This window comes from Sphingobacterium sp. UBA6320 (genome assembly GCF_002440335.1).
Classification (GTDB): domain Bacteria; phylum Bacteroidota; class Bacteroidia; order Sphingobacteriales; family Sphingobacteriaceae; genus Sphingobacterium.
The window spans coordinates 108,461-128,211 of sequence record NZ_DJTA01000010.1 but is presented as its reverse complement, the minus strand read 5'-3'; the positions used below and the strand labels follow the sequence as shown (position 1 = coordinate 128,211).

The 19,751-nt window shown below is 34.8% G+C and carries 16 protein-coding genes and 1 tRNA gene; 10 read left to right on the top strand and 7 right to left on the bottom strand.

What is annotated here, in order from left to right:
- Window positions 1-80: 80 nt before the first annotated feature.
- Window positions 81-1,886, bottom strand: a complete 1,806-nt coding sequence (locus B3P23_RS06460) for a beta-lactamase family protein (protein ID WP_293925135.1) — start codon at window positions 1,884-1,886, stop codon at window positions 81-83.
- Between the two features lie 422 nt (window positions 1,887-2,308).
- Here B3P23_RS06460 and B3P23_RS06455 point away from each other — a divergent pair, with 422 nt between their 5' ends.
- Complete coding sequence (locus tag B3P23_RS06455; RefSeq protein WP_293925134.1) at window positions 2,309-2,953, top strand: hypothetical protein; 645 nt, start codon at window positions 2,309-2,311, stop codon at window positions 2,951-2,953.
- 125 nt (window positions 2,954-3,078) lie between these two features.
- Here B3P23_RS06455 and B3P23_RS06450 read toward each other — a convergent pair whose 3' ends face one another.
- A complete protein-coding gene (locus tag B3P23_RS06450; protein ID WP_293925133.1) occupies window positions 3,079-4,332 on the bottom strand; it encodes an MFS transporter in 1,254 nt (417 codons plus the stop codon).
- 299 nt (window positions 4,333-4,631) lie between these two features.
- Here B3P23_RS06450 and B3P23_RS06445 point away from each other — a divergent pair.
- Window positions 4,632-4,705, top strand: a tRNA-Ile gene (locus B3P23_RS06445).
- A 224-nt stretch (window positions 4,706-4,929) separates the two neighbouring features.
- Here B3P23_RS06445 and B3P23_RS06440 read toward each other — a convergent pair.
- Window positions 4,930-6,372: an MFS transporter gene (locus tag B3P23_RS06440; protein ID WP_293925132.1), complete on the bottom strand. Its 1,443-nt coding sequence runs from the start codon at window positions 6,370-6,372 to the stop codon at window positions 4,930-4,932.
- An 86-nt stretch (window positions 6,373-6,458) separates the two neighbouring features.
- Between B3P23_RS06440 and B3P23_RS06435 the strand changes: the two genes are divergently transcribed.
- On the top strand, window positions 6,459-6,926 hold the full coding sequence (locus tag B3P23_RS06435) for an Lrp/AsnC family transcriptional regulator (RefSeq protein WP_094773410.1): 468 nt from the start codon (window positions 6,459-6,461) through the stop codon (window positions 6,924-6,926).
- Window positions 6,927-7,057: 131 nt separating this feature from the next.
- On the opposite strand, the gene B3P23_RS06430 is transcribed toward B3P23_RS06435, so the two are convergent.
- Window positions 7,058-7,795: a phytanoyl-CoA dioxygenase family protein gene (locus tag B3P23_RS06430; protein WP_293925131.1), complete on the bottom strand. Its 738-nt coding sequence runs from the start codon at window positions 7,793-7,795 to the stop codon at window positions 7,058-7,060.
- A gap of 244 nt (window positions 7,796-8,039) precedes the next feature.
- On the opposite strand from B3P23_RS06430, the gene B3P23_RS06425 reads away from it, so the two are divergent.
- Window positions 8,040-9,842 (top strand): serine hydrolase, encoded by a 1,803-nt coding sequence (locus tag B3P23_RS06425; protein WP_248753405.1) that lies wholly within the window; start codon window positions 8,040-8,042, stop codon window positions 9,840-9,842.
- Between the two features lie 223 nt (window positions 9,843-10,065).
- On the opposite strand, the gene B3P23_RS06420 is transcribed toward B3P23_RS06425, so the two are convergent.
- Window positions 10,066-11,490 carry an MFS transporter gene (locus B3P23_RS06420; RefSeq protein WP_293925130.1) on the bottom strand — a complete coding sequence of 475 codons (1,425 nt, stop codon included), beginning with the start codon at window positions 11,488-11,490 and terminating at the stop codon, window positions 10,066-10,068.
- Window positions 11,491-11,853: 363 nt separating this feature from the next.
- Here B3P23_RS06420 and B3P23_RS06415 point away from each other — a divergent pair, with 363 nt between their 5' ends.
- Window positions 11,854-11,979, top strand: coding sequence for a hypothetical protein (locus B3P23_RS06415; RefSeq protein WP_293925129.1), 126 nt, complete (start codon window positions 11,854-11,856; stop codon window positions 11,977-11,979).
- Between the two features lie 133 nt (window positions 11,980-12,112).
- On the opposite strand, the gene B3P23_RS06410 is transcribed toward B3P23_RS06415, so the two are convergent.
- Window positions 12,113-12,505, bottom strand: coding sequence for a DUF1398 domain-containing protein (locus B3P23_RS06410; protein ID WP_293925128.1), 393 nt, complete (start codon window positions 12,503-12,505; stop codon window positions 12,113-12,115).
- Between the two features lie 148 nt (window positions 12,506-12,653).
- On the opposite strand from B3P23_RS06410, the gene B3P23_RS06405 reads away from it, so the two are divergent.
- The 5 genes from B3P23_RS06405 to B3P23_RS06385 all read left to right on the top strand — a co-directional run bounded on the left by B3P23_RS06405 (window position 12,654) and on the right by B3P23_RS06385 (window position 18,949).
- Window positions 12,654-13,694 (top strand): sensor histidine kinase, encoded by a 1,041-nt coding sequence (locus tag B3P23_RS06405; protein ID WP_248753402.1) that lies wholly within the window; start codon window positions 12,654-12,656, stop codon window positions 13,692-13,694.
- Entirely contained in the window at window positions 13,684-14,373 is a 690-nt protein-coding gene (locus B3P23_RS06400; protein WP_248753401.1) for a LytR/AlgR family response regulator transcription factor, read from the top strand. Before B3P23_RS06405 ends, B3P23_RS06400 begins: the two co-directional genes overlap by 11 nt.
- 158 nt (window positions 14,374-14,531) lie before the next feature.
- On the top strand, window positions 14,532-17,069 hold the full coding sequence (locus tag B3P23_RS06395) for a TonB-dependent receptor domain-containing protein (RefSeq protein WP_293925127.1): 2,538 nt from the start codon (window positions 14,532-14,534) through the stop codon (window positions 17,067-17,069).
- A 318-nt stretch (window positions 17,070-17,387) separates the two neighbouring features.
- Window positions 17,388-17,582 (top strand): cold-shock protein, encoded by a 195-nt coding sequence (locus B3P23_RS06390; RefSeq protein WP_045753501.1) that lies wholly within the window; start codon window positions 17,388-17,390, stop codon window positions 17,580-17,582.
- Between the two features lie 326 nt (window positions 17,583-17,908).
- Window positions 17,909-18,949 carry a fatty acid desaturase gene (locus B3P23_RS06385; protein WP_094773413.1) on the top strand — a complete coding sequence of 347 codons (1,041 nt, stop codon included), beginning with the start codon at window positions 17,909-17,911 and terminating at the stop codon, window positions 18,947-18,949.
- 124 nt (window positions 18,950-19,073) lie between these two features.
- On the opposite strand, the gene B3P23_RS06380 is transcribed toward B3P23_RS06385, so the two are convergent.
- A complete protein-coding gene (locus B3P23_RS06380; RefSeq protein WP_248753399.1) occupies window positions 19,074-19,751 on the bottom strand; it encodes a DUF421 domain-containing protein in 678 nt (225 codons plus the stop codon).

Here is a 19,751-nt window from a genome sequence, read left to right as displayed (position 1 = left end):
TGAATGGTACATCCATATATCTTTTTTATTTCTTCACTGAGAGTCATCACATGAGTTGCTATATTTTTTGTGTTTTTTTATTATAGCGTTTGTAAAACCTGAATAGCACGTTCGTTTTTAGGATTGATTTTAATTAACTGTTGATAACTCTGCTTTGCTTTATTTTTATTACCGGCTTTTAAATAAGCTTCTCCCAAGCTGTCATATGCATTTTCACTATTGGGATATAAGTGTGTATTGACTCTAAAAAGATCAATAGCTTGATCAGTCTTATTCCGATGGAGCAGTACATATCCCATCGTATTCAGAAACCCTTCTGAAAGTTGTTCATGATCACTATCCTCTTTTTTTGCTTTTTGATAAGCTTGTAAACCCTTTTCAAAATGACCTTCTAAAATTAATTCCAGGGGTACAATTTCATCTTTAACTAATTTTGGATTTTTAGACCGGATAGTTTGATCAGCCAACGTCTGTATGAGTTCTTTCTTTCCTGAGATGGTATCTTGTACAAAACTCACCTTAAAATTCCAGTCTCGCATAGCGAATGTATTTTCTCCAACTTTAATCAGTTCTGTAGGATCATTTAAGTTCTGAACAGCCATCAGTTTACCATTTTCTTTATATACTTTGATAAACCCATACTGATCATACTTGTATCTTCCTAAATAGGAATTTAGATCTTGTTGGGTTAAAGGTAAAATTTTATGAGCAGGTGCCATATAATTAGGCCAACTGTATGTTAAAGCAACGGAACGGACGAGTTCATTGATAAACAGAGGCTTGTTGGTATTCGTAAGCACTACCACTCCGTCACCACTTGTTTTACTACCAATAAAACTGCTACTGAACCCTTCATTCCAGCCACCATGGGAGACATACATCTCGCCGTCATAATTTTCAAGAAAAATACCTAAGCCTATAAATGATTCTATGAAAGGACTAGTAAATTGTTCAGCCGTCTTTTTGGAAATAATGACATTACTTTTGCCGCTCAATGTATTTTGAATATCAATGACAAATTTGGCATAATCTTCTGCAGTAGACCACAAACCTGCAGCAGCCTGCTCCGGATAGATATGATATCTACCTTCCACTCGTTTTCCGTCTGCGCTGTAGGCTGTTGCTGCAAACTGAGCAATAGATGGTGGAAGTGGTTGTGCAAAAGTACTGTTTTTCATATGAAGAGGTAAGAGCACTTTTTCACGCATTATGGTTGTAAAGTCCTTCTGTTCAATATCCACAAGCATTTGCTGCATCACGGTATATCCACCTCCTGAATATCGAAAATTAGCACCAGGAATTTTATCAACAAAAACCATAGGCGTATTAGAGGGTTTTTCGCCATTCAATACTTGAACTGCTGTGGGAATTGGATCTTTTATTGTATAACCGGGAAATCCGCTTACAGTGAATCCAGCAGTATGGCTCAGCATATTTTTAAGCGTGACTTTTTTCGTTTTTGTCCATTCATTATCGGGAACTTTCCAAGATATCAAATATGTGTTCACATCCATTTCAGGATCTAGCCTACCAAGTTCTACTTCCTTTAAAGCAGCATAAGCGCTTACTGGTTTGCTCATCGAAGCTACTTGAAACAAGGTATTAGCGCTCACTGCGGTCTTAGATTCAAGATCGGCGTATCCGTATGTTTTACTCCAGATGACTTTGGAATTTTTGATAACAGCTATACTTACACCGGGAACATCATAAAACTTCATCCGAGAAACGATATCCCATGAAGATTCGCCCTCAAACCGCACTGGTGGTATTAGGCCGGATTCTACTTTTGTAATCTCTTCTTGCAGCTCCTTGCTGGTCTGTGCAAAAACAGTTGTCACCAACATGGCGAAAATAAATGTAATATGGAGAGGTTTTATAATCTTCATGATCTTCTAAATTTAGGTTGATAATTAAAACATAACATTTTGCTATTCATCTTTGATGAAGTTATCATAAGCATTTCCAGCTATGCTCAAAATCCAACAACTGAAACTCCGAAGCCGCTGCCCTATTTGTTGATTTAAAAGTAGGATAAAAATAAACCGATAACCATAACATTTAGACTAACGCAAGGAAAAACTCGGTGAACGGAGGAAATGTGAAGGTGAATTTGTATACTTAAGGTGAAAATATTACATTTAATACCAAAAACAGCGTGTGAATGCACCTTTAATCAATAATATGGAACAAACACTTGAAATCCAGAATGGAAGTAAAAAAATTTATAAAGATAAAGCAATTTGGGTTGGAACATTTTTAGGTGGTCCCTTAGTTGCAGGTTACTTTATCGCAGAAAATTTTAAAGTGTTTGGAGAATACGGTAAAGCTAAAAAAACTTGGATTTACGCCATTCTTACGACCATTTACGACCATTATAATTTGTGGTGGTATATTCTTAATTCCAGAACATATCAAAATTCCAAATCAAATAATTCCTATCATTTATACCACTATTGCTGCTGGTTTACTAAACTATTTTCAGCGTAAAAATATTGAAAACTATATCGCGACAGGTGGAGAGGTTTTCAGTTGGGGACGTATAATTTGCGTTGGAATAATTGGTCTTATAGTCACCTTGATCATACTATTTTCTGTCATATTTGTTACGGATCGGTCAGGAACAACTGAAACAGTTAATACCTATGGTGTTATGAAACATGAAATTGTTTTTGACAGTGAAAACCTGACTAATCATGATGTTGATAAACTGGCAGACATCCTGACCCAAACAACTTTCTTTGATGAGGAAGTAACGAAGTATGTGTATGCTGAAAAAATAAATAGTACCTATGTGATTTCTATTTCGGTTGTTGCTGGAACGGCAAATGACGATCAGGCATTGCAATCCTACAAAGACCTTCAAGCGGAGATGGAAAGATTTTATCCGGGCAACAAAATCATAATTAACCTAGTGGTTGACCATTTAGAAAACATCATAAAAAAAATAGAATAGAACATCTATCAAAGGAGCTTATTACCCCTATTCAATTTAAATAACTAAAAACTAGCCATTTAAAATCTTTAAAAATACAGATGAATGGATAACGCTATAACTTCATTATGAAAAGTGGATCGATCTTATGAAATCGATTTATTTACCTTTTTTTGTCCTGTTTCTTTTAAAAAGAACATTAAAATAATGGCAAGTCCTATACCGGCAATCCAAAATAATCCTGTCAGTTGAAAATGTGTAGATTTATCAGCTTCTTGAGATAAAGTTTGTCCAAAAAATTTACTAAAAATGGGGTTCAACAATGTGGTAACTCCAAAAGTAATAAAGTTGATCGCCCCTGTAGCGCTACCTTTAACTTCATCTGGGTTAGATTCTTTAATGACCGAGTAAGGGATCATGGCAGCACCAGAAGCAACTCCAAATATAAAATTAGTGGTATATGCCGATAACAGATCTGGCATAAAAATGACCTGGCAGATAGCTAAGATCATCATTGTTGCACCTGCCATTAATACAGGTTTACGTGCACCAATTCGATCCGTTATATACCCCAGCAGAGGGCAGCCTAATACCCACCCCATGGGGATCATCGCACTGGCTATAGTTGCGGTGTGAAAACTAAAATCTCTATCTTGTTGAAAGAAAGCAACACCCCAAGTCATGGCAAATATTGTAGTAGGCGCAAATAATAACCCTGATATTATACCACACAGCCAAGACTGCGGATTAGAAAAAACAACTTTATATGGCCATAAAATCCCTTTTGAACTATCTTGATTAACCGGTTGAACTTGATCAGCGTTTTTAGGTATGACGAGTAAAAGCCCAAAAGCAACTACAATCGTGATTAGACCAGTTATGAGCCAAAAATGATTAATCTTCAAGCCCTGTTCAATCCATGGACCAACAATGAACTGTCCAGCAGAGCCTCCAAGCATGCCTATACATTGTGTAAAGCCGATGGCTGTTGCCAATGATTTTGCAGAAAATCCTTTTGAAGCTAAGTAGACACATCCCGGAAAGGCAAATGCACAACCTGCACCTTGCAATAAACGACCTGCATTACCTGAAAATGAATGAGAGAGTACAAAAAGTAAACAGCCTAGTCCTAAGATAAAAGTTCCGATAAATAAAGAATATTTAGCTCCGAACTTGTCGAGCGCCAAACCTGCAAGTAAACTAACCGTAGAGTAGGTATAATAATAAGTGCCTATTATCGTAACAAGAGTAACAGGAGTTACCTTAAACTGTTCGGCTAATTGAGGTAGCATAACTGCTGGAGAAGAACGTATCACATAATCTAAAAAATAGAATATAAGTCCAAATACCCACGCAAGAATAAACAATCTGGTGGCCGACATTGATTTATTTTGTTCCATTTTATGATTTTTACGTTTGTAAAGGTAAAAATTTTAATGTGCAATATCTTTAAGCGAATTTTAATTTATTAATTTCTTTAAAATTTCGATATCACTATGGGTCTATCCAAGAACGCTGAAAAAAATATTTTTGGACTCTCCTTCCCTATTTTGATATGATAAAAAACGAAGGATTGAAAGTTAAAATTGAAATGATAACATATACGATACTTACTATTTTAACCTTTTATCAATTATTGTTTTATAATAAATTTGAATTTATTATCTTTGCACCAGAGCCATCAAAAAGGCTACATACCGCTCCTATAGCTCAGTTGGTTAGAGTAGAAGACTCATAATCTTTTGGTCACTGGTTCGAGCCCAGTTGGGAGCACGGCTTAAAATCCTCATTTCTAAATGAGGATTTTTTTATTTATATGATTTACAACACAATAGGCATTCCACTTGAATCATTCCTTTTTAAATATTTAAACGATCATGATCATAGTTTAAGATAAAATGGATACCCTTATCTCCAAGACAGTATTCTATTTGTTTGATAAAAATAGACTGTACAGGATGCTAGGCATAGTTTTTACTCCATTTCTGTAACTCCATTTAAATAGCAACTTGAGTTTTCTCAGCTTTTAATTCTTTAATGATCAAATACCTCAAAATGCCCATAGCAATCACAGCATAACAGGCCAAAATAGTTAAGCTTAAATGATCCACGGCTAATTTTGAAGGAAAAAGCTGACTCATTAGGGTCATAAATGAAAGACCGATTCCAGCTCCCAAAAAGTAGCTCGTACTGGTTAAACTTGAAGCTACACCATAATGAACGGAATCTACATCACGAATACCTAAAATAGATAAACTGGTAAAACAAATGGTCATTCCAATTCCTGAAATACATGCAGCGCCGAATAAAACAATCTGTAGCGGATGACCAAAGTAGATGGATAATAGTAAAGATATGGCACCTGTTAACATAAAAGACCATCCTAAGATACCCATCTGCGCAGGATAAAATTTTCGACAAATAGTGGGCAGTATAAATTTAGCAACTAGTGCAGACATGATACTAAAAGGTACCAACATGATACCTGCTGAAGCTGCGCTATGATGCATATCTTTCTGTAGCATCAAGGATATTAAAAATAAAAATCCTATGAAAAATGCTCCTAAAGTAAAGAATGCAAGATTGGAAGCCACCAGTGATCTATATTTAAATAGCTCGAGGTTGATTAGGGGTTGTGACACTGTTTTTAAACGATAAAATACAGTGCTTAATATAAATGCGGCCAATGCAAGTGACCCAACTACCAATAGGGTATGTTCATGGATATGGATAAGCTCATGTGTACCATAGTTCAGGCTTAATAAGCCTAAAACCAATAATAATCCAGAAATAGCGTCTGTTTTCTGAACATTTTTATTTTTTTCATCTGATGGCAGGTAATGATATGCTAATATTAACGTGATGAAAAGAATGGGAACATTAATCAGGAAAACCCAGTGCCAGCTCAGGTAGGTGCTGATGATCCCTCCTATCGACAATCCACTTCCAGACCCTATCGCTGCAAATGAACTAAAAACTCCTAATGCACGATTTCTTTCTTGATTTTCAGTAAAAGTATTGGTGACAATTGACAAGGATGCTGGCATAATAAGTGCGGCCCCAAGCCCCTGTAAAGCACGAAATAGGGCAAGCGCCTCAAAGTTGGGAGAGAGTCCTGCGCCTAATGAGGAGAACATAAAAATCAACCCGCCTAAAAGAAATAATTTTTTACGCCCAATCTCATCAGATAGTTTACCTCCAATAATCAAAAAGCCTCCAAAAAATAAAACATATAAGGTCTGTAACCACTGTACCTTATCTGCACCAATATGAAACTGTTGTTGAATGGAGGGAATAGTTAAGTTAATAATGGCAATGTCCAAAGCTTCAACAAAAGTTCCTATCGATGCTAGTATTAATATTATATTTCTCCTTGTTCCCATATCATTCAAATTGCCTGCAAAATTAAAATTATTGGGACAAATAATAAAACTATTCATTAAATTTGGAACAATACATCATAATCAAAACAAAATAAAGAACATTTACACTTTAAATATTAATATTGAACCTCATAAAAGAACAAATGGAAAATTATACACTTGATGAAAAGGATCTCGCTATTCTACGTTTATTACAAAAAGATGCTAAGCTTAGTGTCCGCGATCTATCTGGCCGAATTAACCTAAGCTCAACACCTACTCATGAGCGAATCAAGCGTATGGAAAAATTGGGGATCATAAAAGGATATACGGCTGTTTTAGATCGTAAAAAAGTGGATAAAGGAATGATGGTAATATGTATGATCGCTTTAAATGCACATAACAAAAAGACCGCATCTAAATTTATTGAAGAAGTGAGCAAATTGAATGAAGTAGTGGAATTTTATAATATCAGTGGTGACTTTGATTTTATGTTAAAAATTCTAGCACCGAATATGGATGAATTCCATGATTTTTTTGTAAATCAGCTTTCTGAGATAGAGGGCATTGGACAAACAAAAAGTATTTTCGTCATGAACAGTATTAAAGAAAGTTCCCAGATCATCTATTAAACAGTTCATGATAGCCTCCAACTTGGATGGGATTCTCTCAATCCTGTATATGCTAAATAGAGGATTTCATATTGAGTTGTATAAGTAATCGAAACCGCTTTCAAAAATGGAAAAGAGATTATCTCCCGTGTCTACATGAAGTTAAAATTTATACGTTCTGACCATTTTAAGTCAATCGGCAGTTCTAAATTTGAAAATTCGATATGTATGACCCGTCTTTTCTTATTATTGGTAGTTCTATTGGAGCTATGCAATAACAAGGGTTTCATCAGCATAATCCCTCCTCTCTTCAAGGAACAAATTGTTTCAACCTCATTATCCCAATTTATTGTCTCCGGGCGATAAATACCCTTACTGTGGGATTTTGGAATAACCTTTAAAGCTCCATTATGTTCATCTGTATCATCAAGATGAATTCTTATGGTCATTATGTTTTCTAATAGGTCAATGGTGGGCTGTACTGCATATTGATTTTGTTTCGTCGTCCAAGGCCCAAAATTCTCAATTTCTAATTTCTTATCGACCGAAATCGTCAGATCTTGATGATAAGACACATACCAATTTGAATTTTCAGGTTTATCAAAATAAATGCTCTTTACTACAAAGAAATTGTCGCCAATAATATCTCGAATGATTTTCTTTAGATTGTCCGTAAATATAAGTGCCAAAACTTCAGGAATTTCTTTTAAGAATTGACGAATAGCGAACAAGTCTGTTGTTTTTCTGAATGTAGGTTTTGAAGTATCGGCATTATGGATAGCATTCAAAATACTATTTATTTCCTCATTTGAATAAATCTGTTCAATCACTGCAAACCCAACATCTAACACATGTTGCTTCTGTTTTAAGACATCTTTTATATCTCGCATAATTTCGATTATTGGAGCTTTAATATGTAGCAATATGACCAAACATTGCATATGAAACCAATCAATAAAGGTAATAAAAAATGAATAATAATCACAAGCCATACCATATTGCAATACAATAATTTTTTTTCTTGTAAAGATTATAATTATATCGTATCATTGATTTAACAAAAATTCTTATGTATAGGCATATAAGTTTGATTGTTATAAAAAATAAGGCCATTAAAACAAAACAAATTTTAATATGATGAAAAGAACGATTATCTATCTTTCCCTTTCTTTAATCAGCATTTCGACATTTGCTCAACAAGAAAAGGTTAAGCTTGATAAAAGACTTATAGATTTAGATCTTGTATTAAACCAAGTATTACATGATCAAAAAGTTGCTGGCTTTGCTGTAGCCATCACTGAGGGAAATAAAGTCATTTATAGTAAGGGATTTGGTTATCGGGACTTTGAAGAACAGAAGCCCGTAACACCCAATACACTTTTTGCCATAGGCTCAAGCTCGAAAGCATTTACTTGTGCCCTACTTGGTTTACTAGAAAAAGACGGTCAGCTATCTTTGGATGGCAAGGCAACAAGCTATCTACCGGACTTGCGTTTTATTAATGATGATATGAATAATAAAATAACCGTTCGTGATCTGATGACCCATCGTACGGGACTTTCCAGATATGATTATTCTTGGTATCTCTTTAATACGCCAAATCGAGATAGCTTAATGCAACGAATCAAGTACATGGAACCTAATGTGGGACTTAGAGAAAAATGGCAGTACAATAATTATATGTTTCTTCTTCAGGGTATGATTGCTGAAAAAATAACTGGAAAAACTTGGGAGCAAAATATAAAAGAAAAGCTATTTATACCATTAGCCATGACACGTTCAAATACCAGTATCTACGATATGCAAAAAGATTCGGATGCTTCGCTGCCTTACACCTTAAAAAACGATAGCCTGATCGATAGAGTGGATTATTATGATATATCGGGCATGGGGCCTGCTGGGTCAATTAATAGCAGTGTAAATGATATGGCACATTGGTTGCAAATGTGGACTAGTGGAGGATCTTATATGGGTAACGATATTTTACCATCGTCTTACATAGAACAAGCCGCTTCTGCACAAATGGTAATAGCGGGCGGTTTACCGAAAGAGCATAAGGATATTTATTCGGCCAGCTATGGTTTAGGATGGATGATCAGCTCTTACCGTGGACATTATAAAGTAGAGCATGGTGGCAATATTGATGGCTTTTCTGCAAGTGTATCCTTTTTTCCATCAGATAAACTCGGTATTGTCGTACTGAGCAATCAAAGCAATTCACCCGTACCAGCGATCATCAGTAATACCATTGCCGATCGTATTTTAAAAATCAATCCGATAGATTGGAATGCTGAGCAGAATAAGAAAAAAGAAGCAGCTAAGAAAAAGGAAAATAAAAACCTGACAGCAGAAAAAGAACAAATCTTAAATACCAGTCCCTCTCACCAAGTAGACAGTTATGTCGGTTTTTATGATAATCCTATTGCAGGAATAATTCAGGTTTATCATAAAGGCGATTCACTATTTTCAAAATTTGGAAAAGAACATGTTTTCCTGAAGCATTTTCATTATGATGTCTTCGAGGCTAGAGATATCGACAAAAAAGGAGTAATTGATACTGCTTATAGTGAATTTAAATTCAATTTCAGCTTTGGTAATGATGGAAAGATTGCAGGTCTGACAATACCTATGGACGGAAAATCTGTTTTCTTTACTTTCCGCCCCAAAGCAGTCGATTTGTCAAAAGAAGTGATGGATCGGTATGTGGGTGAATATATATTAGGAGGCACTCTTATCAAGGTATACCTGAAGGGCAATATTCTGGTCGCTTCTGTTCCAGGACAGACGGATTATGAAACTACAGCTATTGGAAATCATACTTTTAAAATTAATATATTAACCGGATATAACCTTCAATTTGAACTGGTCAATGACAAAGCTGTATCATTAACATTCAAACAGCCAAACGGAAATTTTAAAGCTGTTCGAAAAAAATAACATGAGGGATCTTTTGTATAAAATGTAAACTCTTTATAACAAGTACTACAGTTATACAAGCAAAGCACAAATGATCACCTATTCTATATTTATGGGACAAGCTCATGACAGGATATTTAAACAGGAGATATCTGATAGGCAGTCAGATATCTCCTGTTTGATTTTTAAGAGATATCATGAATAGAACTGAAAGTGTCATGATGGTCCAAAAATACCGTTTTGATTACTGGCCTTTATTCTCTTCGGTCTTCATATTATCTCCATCTCTAAAATGCAATCTTCTAAAAATTAATCCCGATAAAATCGTTAAAGTTCCCACTACTAAAAACGTATATCTGAAGGCATTGTGAATCTCATGATGAATCAATTTTACATCACCTTGAAAAAGTTTCAATACGATGAGTCCAAATGCTATACCAAAACCAACGGCCAATTGTTGATTGACAGAAACTAATGAATTGCCACTGCTGGTGTGGTACTGCCGTAAATCGGCTATAGAAATGGTATTCATCGATGTAAACTGAATAGAGTTAAAAAAACCAAGAGTAGCTATAATAGGTACATACCAATATATAGACGAATTTACTGCAGGTATGGCCATACAACAGATCAGCAATCCAATAATAAATGTATTGGTCATCAGAGTTGCTCTGTACCCGAACTTATTTAAGCTCCCAATTACTACAGATTTACCAAAGATAGCTGTTAACGCCATTGGAGCCACGATCCAACCTGATGTCACTGCAGACTGACCGTAAGCAATCTGAATCATCATGGGCAATAGTAATGGAATAGAACTAATCCCCAATCTTGTAGCTAGATTGCCTAAAATCCCGACCCGAAAAGTTCTCACTTGAAATAAATTTAAAGGAAAAATAGGATTATCATCTTTTTCCGCATGGCGATAGTAAAAATACAGCATAAAAAATCCACTTAATGCCACGAGTAAAACTGGTGTTAGGTGAGCGGTATTGCCAAATAATTCTAGGGAAATCGAAAGTAGTAATGATGCGGCACCAAAGATAAGAAATCCCTTTAGATCAAAATTAATGATATTTGATCTGTAATCGGGCATATATCGCAGACTCAACAGGAGACCTACTAGACCAATTGGTATATTAATTAGAAAGATCCAATGCCAAGAAAGATAATCGACCATATACCCACCTACCAAAGGACCTAATACAGGCCCTATCAAAGCTGGAATGATCGCAAAATTCATTGCTTTAAGTAATTCTTTTTTTGGGAAAGTTTTGATGAGGGCCAATTTGCCTACTGGAGTCATCAAACTACCACCGATACCCTGTACCACCCGTGCGATTACGAGTTGCATCAAATTTTGAGAAAGCGAACAAAATAAGGAACCAGCACTGAAGAGTATGATAGAGAAAATAAAAACACGCTTTGTACCGAATTTATCTGACAGAAATCCACTTACAGGCATAAAAACAGCTAAAGTAAGGACATAACTTATAATGGCATTCTGCATATTTAATGGTGATTCATTCAGATCTTTGGCAATAGCTGGCAAGGAAGTATTGAGGATAGTTGAATCGAGCATCTGCATAAATATTGAAGTCGCAAGAATGATCGGAAGTATTTTTTTTACTGACTCTGAGGTCTTTGCAGGTACATTCAAGTTCATCATACTCATTTAATTGTTGATATTGTATTTTTTCTTTACCGTGTAATTATACTAAACATTTTACATAAGAAATAAAGCGATCTTTTAAGATCCTATATCTTGTAGATCATTATTATAAAGATAAATTTTCAAGAAAAGTAATATCTCTACAAAACAGATGTAAATATAAACCTGATCACAAATTTGACAAATAATGAAGAGAATTATGCAAACAAATCAATAGTTTTACTTTACTTTAATAAAAGTGCAGCCTTTACAACACATTTTTGCTTCGTATTGATTTTTTATCGAATGCCATATGTTTTGGATAGGAAGTAAAACCATAAAAAATGACAGCCCCGCTTATCAGGAAAAATCTGGAACCTTTTGGCTTCATATAACAACGCGCAACGTAATGGAAATATAATAGCAGAATTTAATGCACAAACGGGTATTGTAGATTGGAATGTCTGTATCAGTAATTATAAAAAAGAAAAGGCACTTCTATCCTAATGATGCTATTTATATTAAAATGATCCACAATCGACACGAAATTATTTAGAAAAATAACGTAAAATAAAGAAATTAAAGGTGCAGATTGACTTCATCAATTGACTCAGCATGAGTATACCACATGTTAGTGTATTTAGATAGGAGGAATATCCTCCACCAAAATTTCATTGCCTGCTTGATCATAATAGGTACATGTCATCTTATCCATACAAATAACCCACTTATCAATCCCAACCTGAGCACACATTTTAATAAAAGTTAAAAAATCTGTTTCACCTTGTTGATGCGCTAATAATTCGGTCTTAAATTTTTCTTTTTTTACATTGTTGGCAATTACTAGTGGTTCGTATGTTTCACCAGCCTTTACGATATGATTATGAATACCATAATAATCAATATGTCCATCTTTTATGTAAGCTTCATAGCGCATAACGCCTAAAGCTTTAATTACTTTTATGAAATAGGGAAACCCCGCTCCTGTTTTAACTTTACCATGAGCTTCATTGATCTGTTCTAATGTAAACATGTTGCGTTAATTTTTAATGAAAGAGTTTTAAAACATTTTTCACTTACAATACGATACGAATATAAATGTTATCATGAATTTTCGAAATAATGTTGAATAATTTTATATTTTTGAAATATCAGAGAATTTTCTGGCTTAAAATAATGTTATGATTGGTAGATTCTTCAAAAAGTTCTATTTGCATATTGTCATCTGGACTATACTATTGTTTCTTCCGTTTATTACTTACCTCTACCAACCAGACAAGATTGCCGAATTTAAACCATATTCGGGTATATCTCATTTCGTTAATATTTTATTTTTGGCGACTAGCTTTTATTTACACTGCTACTATGTTGCACCAAAATATTTCTTTAGCCATCGTAGAATCTTTGTATCTATCATTCTTTTTGGTTTTCTAGCATATGTTGCTCTCAATTATGCAATTGTTTATTTTAATCCCAATGGAGAGTTAGCTCATTTTACAAAAGAGAATATTCTATTTGTACGACTGGTAATCGGTCCAGGGATTATATATTCACTTTGTATGATCACTTCATCCATGATCTTTCTTTATGGAGAACAGGCTAGGCAGAAAGAATTGAATAAGCAAATTGCATTGGAAAAAACTAAAGCAGAACTCACCATTTTAAAACTTCAGATCAGCCCCCATTTTCTATTCAATACGCTAAATAATATTCGTTGGCTGATCCGTAAGCAATCTCCAGATTCAGAAGATACCATCATTAAATTATCTGAAATATTGCGCTATATCCTTTATGAGGTTGATGGTCCAAAAGTGGAACTTTTCAAGGAAATTGAACATATGCGAAATTTCATCGCTTTACAAACACTAAGGCTTCCGGTTGCAGGAAATATACAGCTTGAAATTGAAAACGATCTAAAAAATAGAATGATTCCACCCTTGCTCTTTATTCATTTTGTAGAAAATGCATTTAAATATGGAGTGGATAGCAAAAACACACCGGACATCATCTTTCAATTTATTAAAATACCCGGCGGAATTGCTTTTAAATCAAGCAATAAAATTTTGCAGCACACCCAGCCTCGTGTAAACGAAGGTATTGGTTTAGCCAATATACAACGTCGTCTACAATTACTCTACCCCAATAAGCATCAACTTTCCATTAATAAAAATGATCAAGGGTATTTTGAAGTTATACTAAAACTGACTACTGATGAAGATTAAATGTATACTGATCGATGACGAGCCATTTGCCCTAAATATCTTGGAAGATGATTTATTAAGCTTTGACAATATAGAGATTTTACAGAAATTCAATGCTCCTAATGATGTGTCTGATTTTTTAAAAGATCAACCTGTAGATCTAATTTTTTTAGATATTCAGATGCCAGAAAAATTAGGTACAGAATTTATCCGTGAACTACCCGCCCCACCATTATTTATTTTCACTACAGCTTATCATGATTATGCTGTAGAGGGATTTGAGCTCAATGCGGTTGATTATCTACTCAAACCCATCTCAAAAGGAAGATTGACGACAGCGATTCGGAAAGTGGAGGAAATTATGTTGAGACGTGATAAACCAAAAATAGATCACATCGTAGTCAATGTGGAATATAAAAAAACAAAAATCTTTTTACATGAGATCAGTTATATAGAAGGCTTAAAAGATTATGTCAAAATATACCTGGTAAGTCGTTCAAATCCTCTTCTTACACGCAGTAACCTGAGGGGTATGGAAAAAATACTGCCTGAAACTGATTTTTTACGTATCCACAACTCTTTCATCATCAATAAAAGTCGAATTGAACACGTTACCCAAACAAAGCTTACACTCCCCGAAATAGCATTGCCTATCGGAAAAAAATATATCAGCAATATCGAGCGCTTTCACCTGAGATAAAGCTTTCGAGACCTAAATTTAATTAAATCTACCTCCATTGGTCTACACATTTACGTGATTTGTCTACAGATGATTGTGTAGATTAAAAATCCTTGTCACATTTGCTTTAGATCGGACTTCATTACCTGAACTGTCCGCATACATGGAAAAAAGAAAAAATGAAAACATATATATCAGCACTGATGATGGCTGCGTCCGTCTCGACATTAGATGCCCAAACGTCTTCAACTAACCGCCCAAGTAGTATAAGCATCTCTGAAGGTAAACTTTTAGGTCAAATTGTAGACAATCAAGGTAAACCAATTGCGCAGGCTTCGGTCACTCTACTGCAGATCATAAAAGAACAAACGTCTGGCAAGGAAAGAGAAGTATTAATACGAAGTACCAGTTCTCAAGAAAATGGTACATTCAGTTTTTCAGATGTATCCAATAAGGACAAATGGAAATTAAAAATTAGCTCTGTCGGTTATACTGCTAAAGATATACGAGTAGAATATGGAAGTAATACCAAAAATATAAACAAAGATATGGGGTCAATCGTCCTAGAACCCGATAATCAAAAACTTGATGAAGTAACTGTGACAGGGCGTAAAGCGCTGCTGGAGATGGATATTGACAAAAAAGTGTACAATGTAGAAAAAAATATCGTAGCAGCCGGTGGAACAGCCATTGATGTACTTCGCAATATGCCATCTGTTCAAGTTGATATTGACGGCAATGTCAAACTCAGAAATGCTGCTCCAACAATTTTCGTAGATGGTAAACCGACAACACTTTCGCCAGATCAAATACCAGCCGACGTTATCGAAAAAATAGAGATCATTACCAATCCATCTGCTAAGTACGATGCTTCAGGGAGTATGGCAGGTATTTTAAATATCATTCTTAAGAAAAATAAAAAAACAGGTTACAATGGTATGGTGACCCTTGGAGGTGACCGCTTTGGCGGAACCAATTTTATGGGAAGTCTCAATGCACGTCAGGACAAATTAAATATTTCATTAACAGGTATGAATATGCGTATGCGAACCAATACCGAGGGAGATAGTCATCGACTGAGTAATATCAACAACGAAAATTCAGTTGTAGACCAAGATATAGAAGGAAAAACAAAAGGGATGATCACTTTTGGAAGACTGGGTCTGGATTATGATTTTAGTCCAAAGACTACATTTTCAATTGCAGGAATATTTGTCGAGGGAAAATTTCGTCCTAATGAAAGCACGTTGATCTCAACACAATCAGCAAGCAACACTTCACTAAGCAATAGAATTTCTGAATCAGAGCGCAGCTTTAAACCTAGAGGTCTACAAGCTGGTCTAGTTCAAAAATTCAAAACAGAAGGTGAAGAATTGACAGTTGACTTTAACTATTTTGGAGGGAGTAATACATCCAATGGCCTTTACACAACCAACTACCTTAATAGTATGAACCAGATTACAGGTACGCAGATACAAAAAAATAATGGTTCAGGTGATAATCAGTTTATGACGATCCAAGCTGATTACGTTAAACCATTCAAAAATGGTATGAAACTCGAAACAGGATTGCGTGCACAGATCAATAATTTAACAAATATCAATGACAATTCACTAAAAGCTATAGGTGAAGAAGATTTTGAAAATATCACATCAGCATCTACCAATTATGATAATAAAAACACCGTATATGCAGTATACGCTTCTCTTGGTGGAAATTTAAAAGATTGGGTATCATACAAAGTTGGTCTTCGTGGCGAAAGTTCTACTTACGATGGAGAGCTTTTGAATACCAATGAAAAATTTCACAATCGCTATCCACTTAGCCTATTTCCATCCTTATTCTTGAGTAAAAAAATATCCGAGAAAGATCAGGTTCAAATGAGTGTAACCCGCCGTGTTAACCGTCCCAATTTTTTTCAAATTATTCCTTTTATAGATTATACCGATAGTTTAAATATCACAAGAGGTAATGCGGACCTTGTACCAGAGTTTACGACATCGGGTGAAATTTCTTATAGTAGAACACATGGCAAAGGCACTTTTTTGGCTTCTGTATATTACAAAAAAACCAATAATTTAATTACGCGGTATCTGACACAAGAACTCAATCCGATCACAGATAAAATGGATTTTATCAATACCTATATCAATGCTAATGCCAGCAGAAACTATGGTGCAGAGTTTACTTACACTAATAATCTGAAAAAGTGGTGGGATCTCACAGCAGATGTAAATTTCTATAATTCTAAAATCGAGGTAGATGAACGTGTAAAAACTGATGCGATGTGGACAGTATTTGGAAAATTAAACAATACATTCAATATTAAAAATAATTGGAACTTTCAATTAGCTTTTGAGTATCAAGGCAAAACAAATATGCCTGTTACACAAAATCAAAGTTTCGGTCCGCCGATGAATCAAGCTCAAAGCTCGTCACAAGGATATATAAAACCATTTTATGGGGTTGATCTTGCCATCAAGAAAAGTTTCTTGAAAAACCAAGCAGCATCTGTTACTCTGGCTGTAAACGATATTTTCAGAAGTCGAGGCAATACTATCGTTTCTTCTGGTGAGGGATTTTCACAGACCTATTATCGTCTTTCCAATCCGCAGCTCGTTAAATTAAACTTGTCATACCGCTTTGGAAAAATGGATATGAATATATTTAAGAAAAATAAAAGTCAAAATGCCATGGAAGGCATACAGATGCAATAATCAGTTTATTGCGGATAAAAATTAATATATTTTGATTTTCAATATATAATACTTACATTTGTTTTAGAATCAGGCTCTGCCTTGCGATTATCAAACACCAAACAGGTAAATAAACCACAACGTGTTACTTATCGCTTTTTGCAACTGCCAATTTTTGTTATTCATAAAAAGTGCGCAGTACTCTTAGAGCTTGACTTCTATCAACCTTCAAAAATACATATCCTTTTCTTGCTAGCAGATCGATTAACTTGTATGTGTCATACGATGACATAAACATAGGTCTATAATGAAATAATTTTTAATAAAAACAATAATATAATGCAAGAAGGAACAGTAAAATTCTTTAACGTTACCAAAGGTTTCGGTTTTATTACACCAACAAATGGTGGTCAAGATGTATTTGTACATTCAACTGGTTTAATGGATGATATCCGTGAAAATGACAGCGTAACATTTGAAGTAGAAAATGGCCAAAAAGGTGTTAACGCTTTCAACGTACGCGTAGCAAGATAAAAGAATTGGGGAATTAAGATAAATTCTCCGTATTGATGTAGTGATTAGCATCTGTGCTAATTTACTACATTTTTTAAATTTAGATTTCGTCTATTCAATGTACATGCTAGCTTCTGTTAAATATGGCATTTCAGATGATCACTAATTCGATAACAACACTATTCAATCAACTATTTACCACTCCAAATTATTCCCTAATCGATCTCAAATAGTTCTATTAGGAGATAATTATAAACACGAAATGTTATTCTAAAAAATATTCATATATCACTTATTTTTTAGCTAAACTACTCTGACAACATCCCTAAACTAAAATTATTACCAACATGTCATTTTTAGATCATGTATTACAACCACCTTCCTATGGGTGGCAAGACGCTACGGGCAAACTTATTAAGCCAACGAATAAAGAAATCATCATTGAATTTTTCAATAGAATAAATATTTTTAAAGATCGAAAAAATTGGCTTCCTTTTTTCAGCTGGTTAAAGATCATTTGTCTAATACCTTTTTTCTTTATTTTTTTAACAACTTACTTAAGTTGGTGGACACTGTTAGCAGCTTTTATTTACAGTATGATCATCATGGGAACCCATGGAACTATCTGGCATCACCGATACTGTACCCATGGAGCGTACAAATTCAAAAATGCTTTCTGGAGATTTTTCACCCAAAATCTAACGATCAATGTGATTCCAGAAGAGATCTATGTGATTTCACATCATGTACACCATGCTAAATCTGATCAACCAGGAGATCCATACAATGCACAAGCGGGATTTCTATATTGCTTTCTTGCCGACGTCAATCATCAACCCATAGCCAAAGATCTTAATGAACAAGATTATAATAGAGTAAAATTGCTTATGCAGCATACTGCTGTACCAGCAAATAGCTATAAGCAGTACAAAAAATGGGGCTCCTATGTAAAACCTGCATATGCGCTACTGTCTTGGATACTAAACTGGTCTTTTTGGTACTTAGCATTTTATCTAATGGGGGGGCACGCTCTAGCATGTAGCCTTTTTGGAGCCGCAGCTTTTTGGGGTGTTGGAGTAAGGACGTTTAATTATGAAGGTCATGCTAAAGGAGAAGATAAACAAAGAGAAGGTATAGATTTTAGCGTCAATGACAAATCAATCAATCAAATATGGCCCGGGATCGTTGCCGGCGAATGGCATAATAATCACCATCTATTTCCCAAAAGCGCACGCAGTGGTTTTAAACCTTATCAAATAGATTTGGCATGGTACTACATTAAACTGTTACATAAATTGGGAGCCGTATCAAGCTATAGAGATGACAAGAAATTATTCTACAAACGTTATCATAATCCTTATCTTCAAGCAAAATATAAAGAAATTTAATGTCATATTTTTTTTCAATAGCATGAATAAATGAGTATCTAATGATACTCTAAGGACAGAAAAAAGATCAAATTATAAGATATCGTACTCCCTTATAATTTGATCTTTTTCTATTACTTCTAAATTAGATACGTTTAGTATCAATTGCTAGTGCCCATTTTTTACGTTGACATCGAGGGCATGATTGTTCTTGAGGAATATTTTCCAAAATTTGCCCACAATACATACAAGCAATCGGAGCTCCTGCTGCATTGATTGTAATCTGTTGATAGTCATCTGGAAATAATGGGAGTCCATATTTTACTTCTGCATCTGGATAAAATAATATGCTCATTGAACCATCAATCTCAAGTACAGCCATACGAACCTGACCAAGATGCTCTACTGATTGATTACGCAACTCTGAGAAAAACTCCATTTTTGAAAAATCACCATCATGTTCGTGCTTTAAATCAAACATACCATGCCTGACCACGACCATCGCCTCTCCTTCTAAAATCTTATTAATAAAAGTGGATTTAGTGGATAGCCAAGTTATAAGCTTATAAATCAGAATAACTGAAAATAAGACAACGAGTGCATAAATAATAGGCAATTCCTCTTGAAACATAGGGTCACCAGCAGCAGAGCCTAAGCTCAAAATAATTGCTACTTCGAAAAGGGTAAGCTGCCTTACCCCTTTCTTACCTGACAATCTCAAAATCACTAATATCAAGATAAACATAATGACCGATCGCCCCACGATCTCCAATAGAAAATCTAGTTCGGCACCCTCTAAAAACATCTTCTTGATTTCTATCAT